This window comes from Rhodococcus sp. KRD197, from assembly GCF_017168235.1.
Taxonomy (GTDB): domain Bacteria; phylum Actinomycetota; class Actinomycetes; order Mycobacteriales; family Mycobacteriaceae; genus Rhodococcoides.
In genome coordinates this window covers 378,491-391,526 of record NZ_JABFAO010000004.1, presented here as the reverse complement: position 1 = coordinate 391,526, position 13,036 = coordinate 378,491, and the positions used below count along the sequence as shown (strand labels likewise).

Below are 13,036 nucleotides of genomic sequence, written 5' to 3'. Positions count from 1 at the left end.
GTCAGCGCATGGACACCCCGAGGGTCTCGAAGCTCTTCGACATGCGTCTCGACGTCGACCTAGGCAGTTCGGGCGAACGGGCAGCGCGTTTTCTCGGCACCGGTCGCTACCTGGCGATGCAGACCCTCGTTGTCATCATCTGGATCTTGATCAACGTGCTCGCCGTCAGCCTGCGGTGGGACCCGTACCCGTTCATCCTGCTGAACCTGGCGTTCTCGACGCAGGCCGCCTATGCCGCCCCGCTCATTCTGCTCGCGCAGAACCGGCAGGACGACCGTGACAAGGTCTCGCTCGAAGAGGATCGCGCCCGCGCCCAGCAGACCAAAGCCGACACCGAGTTCCTCGCCAGGGAGCTGGCGGCGCTGCGCATTGCCGTCGGCGAGGTCGCCACCCGCGATTACCTGCGGCGAGAACTGGATGAAGTGCGAGAACTGCTCGAGCGAGTCAGCGGCCAGGAAGCCGCCCCGCCGAAGAAGTCGCGCAAGAAGTCGGCCCGTCAGCGGGAGGACGCGGCACCGATCACCGACCCAGCCCCGATCACCGAAGAGGACTCCGGGCTGTAGAACGCTGCCCAAACACGCCGCTAGATAACAGCGCGGTAACAGAAGTGTCTCAAATCAGGTAGCCTCGTGTGCGTTCATGAGCACGGCCTCCGGTATTCGGAGCGCAACAGGAGGTATGCACGCGTGGGACGTCACAGAAAAGCATCGAATTCCAGTATCCGTCGGACTTCGGTGATCGCCTTGACAGGCCTCGTTCCCGCGGGGCTCATCACGGCAGCGACAAACGCGGGCGCCACCGAGTACATCCCCTTCATGGTCGCCGACAGCACGACGCAGGCCGCCTCGACGATCGAAACACCCGAGCCCATCGCCGAGAAGACCGACTCACAGTCCGTCGCCGAGGCAGAGGCGCCGGTACCGCAGGCAGCTCCGGTGCCCGCTGCCGCACCCGAGGCGCCGCCCACACCGGAACTCCCCACCAGTGCGGTAGCAAGCCCTCTCGGCGTTCCCACCGTCAACGTCAGCGCCTACAAGAACGCAGCGAACATCCTCGCCACCACCACGCCGGGCTGCGGGATCGAATGGACCCTCATCGCCGGCATCGGCCGCGTCGAATCCACCCACGCCAACGACGGTAAGGCCGACCAACTCGGCCAGCTGCTCGAGCCCATCCTCGGCCCCCGGCTCGACGGCACCCTGGCGGGCAACAACGTCATCGCCGACACCGACGGCGGCGCACTCGACGGTGACGCCAACTTCGACCGCGCCGTCGGACCCATGCAGTTCCTCCCCGAAACCTGGAACCGCTACAAAGCAGACGGCAACGGCGACGGCGTCTCCGACCCGCAGAACCTGTACGACGCCGCTCTCGCGACGGGCCAGTACCTGTGCGACGGCGACCTGAACCTGCGCGACCTCGGCCAGAGCACCAAAGCCATCCTGCGATACAACAACTCGATGGCTTACGTCGCCAACGTCCTCGCCTGGTCCACCGGCTACGCCACCGGCATCGTGCCTTCCTCCGATCAGCTCCCCCGTATCCACTGACCGTTTCGGCCTGCATCTAGCATGGACACATGGCAGTACTGACGGAATCCGACGTTCGAAGCGCACTCAACAAGGTCATCGATCCGGAAATCCGTAAACCGATCACCGATCTCGGCATGGTCAAGAGCATCACGATCGGCGACGGCGGCGCTGTCGGCGTCGGCATCTACCTCACCACCGCCGGCTGCCCGATGAAGGCAGAGATCAGCGATCGCGTCACCCAAGCGGTCGCCGACGTCCCTGGCGTCGGCACCATCGATGTCGAACTCGACGTCATGAACGACGAACAGCGCACCGAACTCCGCAAGTCGCTGCGCGGCGACTCGGCAGAACCGATCATCCCCTTCGCGCAGCCGGGATCGCTGACCCGCGTATACGCGGTCGCGTCGGGCAAGGGCGGTGTCGGAAAATCGTCCGTAACGGTCAACCTCGCTGTATCCCTCGCCAAGCGCGGACTGTCGGTGGGCGTGCTCGACGCCGACATCTACGGACACTCCGTTCCGCGGATGCTCGGCAACGACGCAAAGCCCACACAGGTCGAGAAGATGATCATGCCGCCGCAGGCGCACGGTGTGAAGTTCATCTCCATCGCGCAGTTCACCTCCGGCAACACCCCCGTCGTCTGGCGCGGACCGATGCTGCACCGCGCGCTCCAACAGTTCCTCGCGGACGTCTTCTGGGGCGACCTCGACGTGCTGCTGCTGGACCTCCCACCCGGCACCGGCGACATCGCGATCTCGGTCGCACAGCTCATCCCGGGAGCCGAGATTCTCGTCGTCACCACGCCGCAGCAAGCAGCCGCCGAGGTGGCCGAACGCGCCGGTGCCATCGCGCTGCAAACACGCCAGCGCATCGCCGGCGTCGTGGAAAACATGTCCTGGCTCGAACTCCCCGACGGCACTCGCATGGACATCTTCGGGTCCGGCGGCGGTCAGGACGTCTCGGATCGCCTCACCACCGCGGTGGGCGCCAAGGTTCCGCTACTGGGTCAGATTCCCCTCGACACCGCAGTTCGCGAAGGTGGCGACGACGGCACCCCTATCGTCCTCTCGAGGCCGGAAACCCCGGCCGCCCAGGCGCTCGAAGCCGTGGCCCAGAAGCTCGCGGTACGCGAACGTGGCCTCGTCGGCATGTCGCTGAGCATCGATACGACTCGCAGGTAGCGTCAGTCGCGCCTCGAAGCCGGGTTAGGTCGCGTCCGAGTCGATCGGCGGGGCCTGCCCGGCCGAGAGCTTCTGCGAGGGTGACTTGTCCAGCGAGGGCTTGGCGCCCTGAGACTTGGTGGGCGTGTTCGACCCGTTGCCGGTCGGCTTCGAGTCGAAGTTGCCGGTGAAGATGGAGTCGTCGCCGTCGAGGAGATGTTTGGTGATGACCGCGCGCGGAGTCATCCCGCGCAGCTGATTGAGATCGGAGAGCGGCTTCCGAAAGTCCTCGAAGTCGGTCCCGAGCTCGTCCTTGAGCTGCTGACTGGCGCCGTTGGCGTACTCCTTGACCTGACGGATCGACTGGGTGACCCAGGAGATGGCGCCGGGAAGCCGGTCAGGCCCGAGGATGACGAGTGCTGCTATCAGGAGAATGACGAGCTCTCCCCAGCCGATGTTGCCGAACACGACCTCAGCCTACGTCGGAAAGCCGGGAACTTGCCATGCGTTCGCTCACTGTTCAATCCGAGACCGGTGTGACGGTGAGGTCGACGAGTCGTCCGGCACGTATCAGCTGCACGGGCGTTTCCTCACCGATCTCGCTCGACTGGACCGCGACGACGAGTTCGTCGGCGTCACCGACCGTCCGATCCCCCACCCTGGTGATGACGTCACCTTCGACGATGCCGGCCTGCTGAGCCGGTCCACCGGATCGCACATTGGCGACTTCGGCGCCCGAGGTGGCGTCATTGATGACCGAGCGAGCATTGACGCCGATGTCCGGGTGACTCATCTGACCGGTCTCTATCAGGGACTGCGCGACCTCGGTGACGTCGTCGATCGGGATGGCGAAGCCGAGTCCGACGGATCCGCCGCTCTCGCTGCGGATGGCCGAGTTGATGCCGATCACACGGCCCTCGGCATCGATGAGGGGGCCACCGGAGTTACCAGGGTTGATTGCGGCATCGGTCTGGACGGCATCGATGACCGCGTCGGTATCGGTGCCCTCGCCCGACAATCGGACCGGCCGATCGAGCGCGCTGACGATGCCTCGGGTGACCGTCTTGTTCAGGCCGAGCGGTGATCCGACGGCGACGACATCCTCACCGACTTGCACGTCGGCGGAGCTTCCGAGTTGGGCGACGGTGAGGTTTCCGACGTCGGTCTTGAGCACGGCGAGGTCGGTCTTGATATCGCGTCCGACGATCTCGGCCGGCACCTTGGTGCCGTCGGAGAAAGTCACCTGAAGAGTGGCGCGATCGGAGTCCGCTGCCATCGAGATGACGTGATTGTTGGTGACGATGTAGCCCTCACCGTCGATGACGACGCCGGAGCCGGTGCCGGCGTTGTCGCCGAGCGTGACCTGGATGGACACCACGGACGGCAGCACGGCGTCAGCCACCCGAGCCACCTGCCCCAGCGGCAGATCCCCGCCGCTCGACTGCGTGAGGTTGACTTTTTGGCTGGTCAGAGCTCCGGTTACCTCGGCCGTCTCGCGCCCGATGAGTCCGCCGACCAATCCGATCGCCAAAGCCACCGCGCCGAGCACGATCAGCGCTTTCGGCGCAACGCGCTCGCCGAACAGGACTTCGCGCACCCCGAGCTTCGGGCCCTCCGGCGTCGGCTCCGGTTCGGGAGTTTCGGCGGCAGCCGCGCCCAGATGCACAGGCGAATGTGGATCGCGCCATGGGTCCTCGGGCTCCGGTTCGGGTGGAGGTGGACCGGTCGGAGCGTCCGGGTCACGCTGAAGTGACTCGACGGCGTCGGCAGGGCGACCGAAGGCCTCGGCGAGGACTGGATCGGGTGCGCGGGAGGTGATGTTCGGCGATGGCGTCCGACGCGCACCGACCGGAGTGAAGGACCCTTCGACGTCGCTCGGGCGTCCGAATGCCGCTGCCGAGGCCGGATCGACGGCCGGACGGAAGACGGGCCGCGGCGGAAGCCGCGGTGCGTCTGGATCTGTGGTTGTACTCACGCGTTCCCGGTACCCCTCGCTCACGTCGGTCACAGCGACTTACGTTACACAGACTCCGCTCAGCGGCGGCGTCTGCGAAGGCTGACGACAGAGGTCATGATCACGCGGCGTCGGCGTTCGACGTCGTGCTTCGACTCAGCGGGTTCGCACAGGGGAATCTGACTGAGGAGTCCGAGAAGCGAGTGCGGCATCGACACCTCGCCGGACTCTTTGAGCGCATTACGCGCCTGCTGCTGGGCGTCCACCTCAGCGGCGCATTCCGGGCACTCGGCGATGTGCCGAGCGGCGCGCAGGTAGGCAGCCATCCGCAGTTCGCCGTCGGCGAAGGCGGCGACGGCTTCGCTCGCGAGATGCTCCGTCGAGTTGAATCGCCGTGGCTCAGGCGCCTGCGTCATCCAACCCTCCTGGTAGCTACTGTGCACGTGCGTAACCCGAATCGACCTTCCCGCTTGCTCGAAGGTACTCGCGTAGCGCCGCGCGGCCCCGGTGAATGCGACTACGCACCGTTCCGAGCTTGACTCCCAGTGTTGCACCGATTTCCTCGTACGACAGACCTTCTATGTCACAGAGCACGATCGCGGCGCGAAACTCCGGCGCCAGCGAGTCGAGGGCGGACTGAAGATCGGGGTCGAGTCGGGCGTCGTGGTAGATCTGCTCGGGATCGGGCGTCTCGGACGGGACGCGATCGTAGTCCTCGGGAAGCGCTTCCATGCGGATGCGATTGCGGCGGCGCACCATGTCGAGAAAGAGATTGGTCGTGATGCGATGCAGCCAGCCTTCGAACGTCCCTGGCTGGTAATTCGACAGCGACCGGAAGACACGGATGAATGTGTCCTGCGTGAGGTCTTCGGCGTCCTGAGCGTTGCCGGAAAGCCGGTACGCGAGGCGGTAGACGCGGTCGCCGTGTTCGCGGACGAGTTCATCCCAGGACGGCATGGACGACTCCTCGCCCGTGGCGTCGAATACCGCGGTGCCGCTCAGATCTTCTACCGGGGCCTCTCCTGCCGGGGCCTCTCCTGCCGGGGCCGATGTAGGTGTGAGAACGGCGTCGTGACCCGCGACAACGGGGAGACCCGTATTCGCAGCACGATCGGCGTTGAACTTGTAGATGGTCGGATCCTCCTGCTCAGGAACACGGACTGGTGCCGCTCGAAGCTGTCCTGTTCAACACCAGGCACCGCCCGAGATGTTCCCGTCGTGTTGCTCGTCGATCAAGCGATCCCCTGAAGCCTCTCGCACCCGCGTGTGGCGGAAGTATGAATAACCTGAGGTGCTGCTGAGAATGTGCAAGAGGGCCGCGATAACCTCGTTCCGTGCCGACAAACGCCGAGAAACTGCTCTCCTACGCCGAAGACTCCGTCCAGGAGGACGAGGTGCTCGTTTCGGCCCGAGAACGCGCGGAGGATCTCGGAGCAGCGCCCGTGCCACCATCCGTCGGGGCGATTCTGAGCATCTTCACCCAGATGCTGGGTGCGAAAACCGTCGTCGAAATCGGTACCGGCGCCGGAATCAGTGGCCTGTGGCTACTCGACGGCATGCGTGATGACGGCGTGCTGACCACCATCGATACCGAACCGGAGCACCAACGCGCCGCGAAGGAAGCTTTCCGAGCCGGCGGCGTACCGCCGTCCCGGACGCGGTTGATCAACGGCTGGGCGCTCGACGTACTCCCCCGGCTCGCCGACGATACCTACGACCTGGTGTTCATCGATGCGAGCCCTGTCGACCACGTGCATTTCGTCCAGGAGAGCGTCCGACTCCTCCGGCCCGGCGGGGTTCTCGTGCTGCACAACGCCCTACTCGGTGGCCGTGTACCCGATGCTGCTCAGCGCGACGCCACCACCGTGGCCGTGCGTGCGGCCGCCCGCGCGATCGCCGAGGACGAGCGCCTCACGACGGTTCTGCTTCCACTCGGAGACGGCCTGATCTGCGGCTCGCGAACGTAGCGCGGTCAGATCCAGACGCCCTTACCCACGGACACAACGCCTCCGGCAGAGACGTTGAATCGTTCCTTGTCGCGCTCGAGATCGACGCCGACGATCTCGCCGTCACCGACGACGACGTTCTTGTCGAGGATCGCCCGTCGCACGACGGCACCCTTACCGATCTTGACGCCCGGCATCAGGACACTGCCCTCGACGGTGGCGCCGCTGTCGATGATCACATTCGACGAAAGCACCGAATTGCGCACCGTCGCGCCCGACAGAATGCACCCGGCACCGACGACCGATTCCTGGGCGAGTCCGCCCTGAACGAACTTCGCGGGCGGTAGATTCTCGGCCGCACCACGGATCGGCCACCGACGGTTGTAGAGGTTGAAGATCGGGTGCACCGATACGAGATCCATGTGCGCGTCGTAGAACGCGTCGATGGTGCCCACGTCACGCCAGTAACCGCGATCGCGTTCGGTGGCACCGGGCACCACATTGTCGTTGAAGTCGTACACCGACGCGACACCCGCCTCGACGAGCGCGGGAATGATGTCGCCGCCCATGTCGTGATCGGAGTCCGAGTTCTCTGCATCTGCCTTGATGGCGTCGAGCAGAACCTTCGTCGTGAACACGTAGTTGCCCATCGACGCGAAGGTGACGTTGGGGTCGTCCGGGGTGCCCGGCGGCTGTGCGGGCTTCTCCAGAAACTGGGTGATCTTGCCGTTCGCGTCGCTGTCGATGCAGCCGAACGCGAATGCCTCGCTCCGCGGCACCCGGATACCTGCCACGGTGACACCGGCGCCGGAATCGATGTGCTGCTGCACCATCTGCTCCGGATCCATCCGATACACGTGGTCGGCTCCGAAGACCACGATGTACTCGGGGTCTTCGTCGTAGACGAGGTTGAGTGACTGGAAGATTGCGTCGGCGCTTCCCGTGTACCAGCGCGGACCGAGTCGCTGTTGAGCCGGCACCGGAGTGATGTACTCCCCCGCGAAACCGGACAGGCGCCAGGTCTGCGAGATGTGTCGGTCCAACGAATGCGATTTGTACTGGGTCAGCACGCAGATCCGGAGATAGCCGGCGTTGACGAGGTTGCTCAGAACGAAGTCGATGAGTCGGTAGGCGCCGCCGAACGGGACGGCCGGCTTGGCTCGGTCCGCGGTCATAGGATAAAGGCGTTTACCTTCACCCCCGGCAAGCACGATTCCGAGTACGTGCGGTTGTGTCCTCACGTGCCCAACCTATCCGCACCGGATGAACCTTGCTAGCAGTACACGCGCTTCGGCGAAGGAATGTAGGTTGACAGCTGTGCGCGTGGCAATGATGACGAGGGAATATCCGCCTGAGGTCTACGGCGGGGCGGGTGTGCACGTCACTGAACTTGCAGCCCAATTGAATGCGCTGTGCGAGGTGGACATCCATTGCATGGGCGCTCCCAGGGATACGGCGCAGGTCCATGACCCGGATCCAGCCTTGGCGGGCGCGAACCCCGCGTTGACGACGCTCTCCGCGGAGTTGCGGATGGCTGCTGCTGCAGCCGGGGCCGATGTCGTGCACTCGCACACTTGGTACACCGGCCTTGCCGGGCATCTCGCGGCCGAGCTGTACGGCGTCCCGCACATTCTCACGGCGCACTCGCTCGAGCCCCGGCGGCCGTGGAAAGCCGAGCAACTGGGCGGCGGATACCGCATCTCGTCATGGTCGGAGAAAAACGCCGTCGAATACGCAGACGCCGTCATCGCAGTGAGCGAAGGCATGGCGAAGGATGTCCTGGACGCATATCCGCGCCTCGATCCAAGTCGAGTTCACGTGGTGCGCAACGGAATCGACACCGCGAAATGGCACCCCGGCCCTGCGGCCGATCCGTCGGATTCCGCGCTGGCAGAGATCGGCGTCGATCCGAGCAGACCGATGGTCGCGTTCGTCGGACGCATCACCAGGCAGAAGGGCGTGGGCCACCTGATCGCGGCGGCCCATCACTTCGATCCGTCGATTCAGCTGGTCCTCTGCGCGGGCGCGCCGGACACACCGGAGATCGCTGCGGAAACGGAGCGCGCGGTCGCCGAACTGGCTCGGCAACGTTCCGGTGTGTTCTGGGTTCGAGACATGCTGCCTACCGAAAAGGTTCGCGAGATTCTGTCGGCAGCACGAGTGTTCGTATGCCCGTCGGTGTACGAACCGCTCGGGATCGTCAACCTCGAGGCCATGGCCACCGACACCGCCGTGGTCGCATCCGATGTCGGCGGAATTCCCGAGGTGGTCGTCGACGGTGTGACGGGCCGGCTCGTGCACTACAACTCGTACGAGCCACAGGTTTTCGAACGTGCCCTCGCGGACACGGTCAACGAGGTCGCCCTCGACCCGGACACCGCGAGCGCGATGGGCACGGCCGGCAGGGCGCGGGCCGTCGCCGAATTCTCGTGGACGGCCATCGCACACCAGACCATGGAGGTCTACCGGGCTGCGCTCGCCGCCCGCGGTCACACCGCGCGGTAGATCCCGACTGTCACCGACGCGGTGACCTCGACGCGGTCCGGCAGATCTCCGATGGCGGTGTCTCTCGCGGCGTCGGTGGTGTGCCGCGCCGACGGCCCCATCTCGACGAGGTTCCGGGCGTCGGCGTGCGTGAGCAACATCGGAAACTCGAGCACGCTCTTGGTAACCGATTCGAATCGGCCGGACAGCGTATCGCCGAGCCGCCGAGCCTTGTCCTCGTCGACGCCGATGAGTCCGAGCGGGCCGATCAGCTCCCGTTGGTGACGTTCGGTGGGAGTCACGACGACGAGTGTGCCGCGGGGCGCGAGAACGCGGTGCAGCTCGGCCGCATTGCGTGGGGAGAACACACACGTGACTGTGTCCAGCACACCCGACCGCACCGGCAGCCCGTGCCAGACATCGGCGACGACCGCACCGACCCGTGGATGCGCGCGGGCGATCCGTCTGGCCGCAGCCTTGGACACGTCGACGCCGATCCCGCGCCCACCGGTGTGCTCGAGGACAGCGGCGAGATAGTGACCGGTTCCGGCGCCGACCTCGAGAATGCTCCCGCACTTCCCCACTGCCGCAACCACCGCGTCGACAATCGGATCGAAATGGTGCCCGTCGAGGAAACGAACCCGCGCGGCCAGCATCTCAGCAGAATCCCCGGTGATCTTTCCCGCGCTGCCCGGCAACAAGCTGACGTAACCCTGCCTCGCCACGTCGAAGGTATGGCCCCGGTCGCACAGCACGGCGCCGTCCTCGGTGTCCAGATCGGCGCCGCAGTGCGGGCAAGCCAGCAGATCCATCACATCGGAGAGCATCGACTCACCACATCACGACTGTCCACATCACAAAGCCCCGCCTGCCGGTTCGGCAAGCGGGGCTCGGCGTCGAATAACAAGCAGTTAACCGGTGACGCCCTTCAACTCTTCACCGAGGGCAGCCGCCTCGTCAGGGGTGAGTTCGACGACGAGGCGCCCACCGCCTTCGAGCGGTACTCTCATGACGATCCCTCGTCCTTCTTTGGTTGCTTCGAGGGGACCGTCACCGGTCCGGGGCTTCATCGCCGCCATCCTCTGCTCCCTCCAGATCTGCGCCACCAGCTCGAGCGCGTCGGCAAAATTTGATGCTCTCGCCCGCGGCGAGAAATGTTCTCCCGTCTATTCTTCCCTATCGCCGCTCATACCGGGAACTGGAGTCGGTATTCGTAGGCTCGACGAGACAACCCGACAGGTGATCGTCGACCATTCCGGTGGCCTGCATCAACGCGTAGGCCGTGGTGGGCCCGACGAAGCGCAGCCCCCGACGCCTGAGCTCTCTCGCCATCGCCGTCGATTCCGCGGTAATTGCGGGGACCTCGGCGGTCTCATGCAGCCTGCGCACACGGGGCGTGGGGGCGAAAGACCAGAGCAGGGCGTCGAGGCCCGGTTCATCCAGTTCTACGATGACGCGAGCGTTCCCGACCGCGGCTTCGATTTTCGCCCTGTTGCGCACGATCGAGGCGTCGTTCATGAGGCGCTCGATATCGGCTTCACCGAACCGGGCCACTTTCTCGGGGTCGAACCCGGCGAACGCCGCCCGAAAGTCCTCCCGCTTACGGAGAATCGTGATCCACGAGAGCCCCGATTGAAACGCCTCGAGACTCAGCCGCTCGTAGAGGGCGTCTCTGCCGTGGACGGGCCGTCCCCATTCGGTGTCGTGGTACTCGCGGTAGAGATCGTCCGGGACGGCACCCCACGGGCAGCGGGGCCTGCCATCCGGGCCCGCAACAGCTGTCACTGCTCAGTCGTCGCTTTCCTCGGCGCGGCCGTGCTTGCCGTGCGCGCCCAGTTCCTCGAAATTGCCCGGGCCGTCCACGGCCGCGAGCCGTGATCGGAGCAGGTCGATTTCGGCACCCAGTCGGTCGAGCGCCCAATCGACCTCGCTCTGGTTGTAACCACGCAGACTCTGCTGGAAGCGAAGCATTTTCACGTCGTCTCCGGTCACGCCCTCGGCGGGCAGTACCGTCGCCGTCGTGCCGTCCGGGAGCGGCGCCAATTCTTCACCGCGTCCGAACACAGCACTTGCCACGAAGAAGAGCAGGGCTGCGATGACCGCGATGATGATGACGTACAGCAGAAGCGTCAGCATGGCACGATGATCTCACGCAGCCCTGCCCGTCACATACGCAAGCTGTCTATCGCGGGGCGGTCGGTGAGTGAGACCTCCGTCGAGAACGAGACGAACGAGTCGCCGTCGACCCGGAACTGCGTCAACCCGGCGCCCGAGTCGACCATCCCGCAACGATTGAGCATGGTCCCGACGATCTGACGGCTCATCGCCCCCAGCTCGACGAGCGGGCGATTGCGATGCTTGCGCACGCCCAGATTCACCTGGCCGATAGCGCTGAGCCCGAGCCGGTCGTAGGTGTCGAGCAACAGCCCGATCTCCACGCCGTATCCCGGCGCGAAAGGAACTGCGGACAAGAGCTCTCGTGTACCCGCGTACTCCCCTCCGAGCGGCTGGATGACGCCCGTCAACTCCGGTCGCATCGCCGCGAGCATGGGACGCGCGACCAGCTCGGTGACACGCCCTCCGCCGTTGGCGTCCTCGCTACCACTTGTCCGCAGCGGGCGACGGTAATAGCCCTTCACCAGATGGATGCCGTCACCCATCAGCAGAGGCCCGAGCAGCTTCGGCACGAACGCCGGATCGGGATTGATCAGATCCGAATCGACGAAGGCGATGAGATCGCCCGTCGAGGCCGCGACGGCGCGCCACAGCACCTCGCCCTTGCCTGCCACCGGATCGAGACCCGGGATCGCTTCCTCCCGGCTGATGACGCGTGCGCCGGCGGCCGTCGCCCGCTCGGCAGTGGCGTCGGTGGATCCGGAATCGAGCACGATGAGCTCGTCCACGAGTCCGCCCAACAGGGGGTGGATGGTGTCCACCACGGCCGCGACGGTTTCTTCTTCGTTGAGCGCGGGCAGAACCACAGAGACGGTGCGGCCGGCTTTTGCGGCTTCGAGTTCCGCGAGCGACCACGACGGTTCGTCCCAACGATTCGAATCCGCCCAGGATTGCATCACTGATGTTCGGTCGGCGAGTGTCATGCGAGCCCCCTTGTGGTTCGCCTCGGCAACCTCGTCCCCTGTATCGCCGCCACCATGTCCACGACTCTTCTGGTCGACGCCACCTCGTGCACCCGGAACATTCGGGCGCCGCCTGCTGCGGCCAATGCTGTCGCTGCCAATGTTCCCTCCAACCGGTCGGCCAGTTCCACCCCTAGAGTCTCCCCGATAAAGTCCTTGTTGCTCAGCGCCATGAGCACTGGCCACCCGGTGTTTACAAGAACGTCCACGCGACGCAACAACTCGAGCCCGTGATAGGTGTTTTTGCCGAAATCGTGAGTCGGATCGATGAGAATCGAGTCCGTACGGACGCCGGCTGCGACTGCTTTCTCGGCCGCCGCGGTCACTTCCGCCACTACATCGGCGACGACATCGGTGTACCGAACTCGATGCGGCCGAGTCCTGGGCGTTGCGCCACCGGTGTGCGAACAGACGATTCCGACGCCTTCCTCGGCCGCGACACCGACGAGATCGGGATCGGCGCCGGCCCAGGTGTCGTTGATCAGATCGGCGCCCACCCCGACCGCGAGGCGAGCGACTTCGCTGCGCCAGGTGTCCACGCTGATGAGCAGGTCCGGGTAGGCAACTCTGATCGCCTCCACGAACGGAACGACGCGGCGGATCTCCTCCGCCGCGTCGACGAGCACACCCGGTCCCGCTTTGACTCCCCCGATGTCGACCATGTCGGCACCCTCTGCGACCGCCCGATGAACCGTCGCCATTGCGGCGTCGTCGGTGAAGTTCACACCCCCGTCGTAGAACGAGTCGGGAGTGCGGTTGACGATCGCCATGACGAGGGCACGGTCGCCGGCCACCGGCTTACCGCAGAGGGTGCTCATACATT

The 13,036-nt window shown here is 65.4% G+C and carries 16 protein-coding genes; 5 read left to right on the top strand and 11 right to left on the bottom strand.

Annotation, left to right across the window (positions count from 1 at the left end):
• Positions 1-8: 8 nt before the first annotated feature.
• The 3 genes from J1M86_RS08100 (at position 9) to J1M86_RS08090 (ending at position 2,713) form a co-directional block, all read left to right on the top strand.
• A complete protein-coding gene (locus J1M86_RS08100) occupies positions 9-563 on the top strand; it encodes a DUF1003 domain-containing protein (RefSeq protein ID WP_206509992.1) in 555 nt (184 codons plus the stop codon).
• Between the two features lie 123 nt (positions 564-686).
• Positions 687-1,550 (top strand): lytic transglycosylase domain-containing protein, encoded by an 864-nt coding sequence (locus J1M86_RS08095; RefSeq protein WP_206509463.1) that lies wholly within the window; start codon positions 687-689, stop codon positions 1,548-1,550.
• Positions 1,551-1,579: 29 nt separating this feature from the next.
• A complete protein-coding gene (locus tag J1M86_RS08090; RefSeq protein ID WP_075839651.1) occupies positions 1,580-2,713 on the top strand; it encodes an Mrp/NBP35 family ATP-binding protein in 1,134 nt (377 codons plus the stop codon).
• 24 nt (positions 2,714-2,737) lie between these two features.
• Here J1M86_RS08090 and tatB read toward each other — a convergent pair whose 3' ends face one another.
• From tatB to sigE, 4 genes are read right to left on the bottom strand one after another with little or no spacing between them, the layout of a single operon-like run.
• Complete coding sequence (tatB, locus tag J1M86_RS08085) at positions 2,738-3,160, bottom strand: Sec-independent protein translocase protein TatB (RefSeq protein WP_075839652.1); 423 nt, start codon at positions 3,158-3,160, stop codon at positions 2,738-2,740.
• A gap of 52 nt (positions 3,161-3,212) precedes the next feature.
• The gene (locus J1M86_RS08080; RefSeq protein WP_206509462.1) at positions 3,213-4,667 is read right to left on the bottom strand and encodes a S1C family serine protease; all 1,455 of its coding nucleotides are present in this window, start codon (positions 4,665-4,667) and stop codon (positions 3,213-3,215) included.
• Between the two features lie 59 nt (positions 4,668-4,726).
• Complete coding sequence (locus J1M86_RS08075; RefSeq protein ID WP_230556639.1) at positions 4,727-5,062, bottom strand: hypothetical protein; 336 nt, start codon at positions 5,060-5,062, stop codon at positions 4,727-4,729.
• 16 nt (positions 5,063-5,078) lie between these two features.
• Entirely contained in the window at positions 5,079-5,777 is a 699-nt protein-coding gene (sigE, locus tag J1M86_RS08070; protein WP_206509991.1) for an RNA polymerase sigma factor SigE, read from the bottom strand.
• Between the two features lie 203 nt (positions 5,778-5,980).
• Here sigE and J1M86_RS08065 point away from each other — a divergent pair, with 203 nt between their 5' ends.
• Positions 5,981-6,613, top strand: a complete 633-nt coding sequence (locus tag J1M86_RS08065; RefSeq protein WP_206509461.1) for an O-methyltransferase — start codon at positions 5,981-5,983, stop codon at positions 6,611-6,613.
• 5 nt (positions 6,614-6,618) lie between these two features.
• Here the strand turns inward: J1M86_RS08065 and glgC are convergent, their stop codons facing one another.
• Entirely contained in the window at positions 6,619-7,833 is a 1,215-nt protein-coding gene (glgC, locus tag J1M86_RS08060; protein ID WP_206509460.1) for a glucose-1-phosphate adenylyltransferase, read from the bottom strand.
• 76 nt (positions 7,834-7,909) lie between these two features.
• Between glgC and glgA the strand changes: the two genes are divergently transcribed.
• Positions 7,910-9,097: a glycogen synthase gene (glgA, locus tag J1M86_RS08055; RefSeq protein WP_206509990.1), complete on the top strand. Its 1,188-nt coding sequence runs from the start codon at positions 7,910-7,912 to the stop codon at positions 9,095-9,097.
• Here glgA and J1M86_RS08050 read toward each other — a convergent pair.
• From J1M86_RS08050 to folP, 6 genes are all read right to left on the bottom strand, one after another.
• Positions 9,082-9,903: a putative RNA methyltransferase gene (locus J1M86_RS08050; protein WP_206509459.1), complete on the bottom strand. Its 822-nt coding sequence runs from the start codon at positions 9,901-9,903 to the stop codon at positions 9,082-9,084. The two genes, glgA and J1M86_RS08050, sit on opposite strands and share 16 nt — an antisense overlap.
• Before the next feature lie 84 nt (positions 9,904-9,987).
• The gene (locus tag J1M86_RS08045; RefSeq protein WP_068369835.1) at positions 9,988-10,155 is read right to left on the bottom strand and encodes a DUF3117 domain-containing protein; all 168 of its coding nucleotides are present in this window, start codon (positions 10,153-10,155) and stop codon (positions 9,988-9,990) included.
• 97 nt (positions 10,156-10,252) lie between these two features.
• The gene (locus J1M86_RS08040; RefSeq protein WP_206509458.1) at positions 10,253-10,861 is read right to left on the bottom strand and encodes a DNA-3-methyladenine glycosylase I; all 609 of its coding nucleotides are present in this window, start codon (positions 10,859-10,861) and stop codon (positions 10,253-10,255) included.
• A gap of 3 nt (positions 10,862-10,864) precedes the next feature.
• Positions 10,865-11,212 (bottom strand): DivIVA domain-containing protein, encoded by a 348-nt coding sequence (locus tag J1M86_RS08035; protein WP_075839657.1) that lies wholly within the window; start codon positions 11,210-11,212, stop codon positions 10,865-10,867.
• A 29-nt stretch (positions 11,213-11,241) separates the two neighbouring features.
• Positions 11,242-12,174 carry a glucosyl-3-phosphoglycerate synthase gene (locus J1M86_RS08030; RefSeq protein ID WP_206509457.1) on the bottom strand — a complete coding sequence of 311 codons (933 nt, stop codon included), beginning with the start codon at positions 12,172-12,174 and terminating at the stop codon, positions 11,242-11,244.
• Positions 12,171-13,031 (bottom strand): dihydropteroate synthase, encoded by an 861-nt coding sequence (gene folP / locus J1M86_RS08025; RefSeq protein ID WP_206509456.1) that lies wholly within the window; start codon positions 13,029-13,031, stop codon positions 12,171-12,173. The genes J1M86_RS08030 and folP overlap by 4 nt, the downstream gene beginning before the upstream one ends.
• Between the last annotated feature and the right edge of the window lie 5 nt (positions 13,032-13,036).

Coding starts and splice junctions, on each gene's coding strand:
- J1M86_RS08100 (WP_206509992.1), top strand. CDS start 9: ATGGACACCCCGAGGGTCTCGAAGCTCTTCGACATGCGTCTCGACGTC.
- J1M86_RS08090 (WP_075839651.1), top strand. CDS start 1,580: ATGGCAGTACTGACGGAATCCGACGTTCGAAGCGCACTCAACAAGGTC.
- J1M86_RS08075 (WP_230556639.1), bottom strand. CDS start 5,062: ATGACGCAGGCGCCTGAGCCACGGCGATTCAACTCGACGGAGCATCTC.
- J1M86_RS08050 (WP_206509459.1), bottom strand. CDS start 9,903: ATGCTCTCCGATGTGATGGATCTGCTGGCTTGCCCGCACTGCGGCGCC.
- J1M86_RS08045 (WP_068369835.1), bottom strand. CDS start 10,155: ATGGCGGCGATGAAGCCCCGGACCGGTGACGGTCCCCTCGAAGCAACC.
- J1M86_RS08035 (WP_075839657.1), bottom strand. CDS start 11,212: ATGCTGACGCTTCTGCTGTACGTCATCATCATCGCGGTCATCGCAGCC.
- J1M86_RS08030 (WP_206509457.1), bottom strand. CDS start 12,174: ATGACACTCGCCGACCGAACATCAGTGATGCAATCCTGGGCGGATTCG.
- folP (WP_206509456.1), bottom strand. CDS start 13,031: ATGAGCACCCTCTGCGGTAAGCCGGTGGCCGGCGACCGTGCCCTCGTC.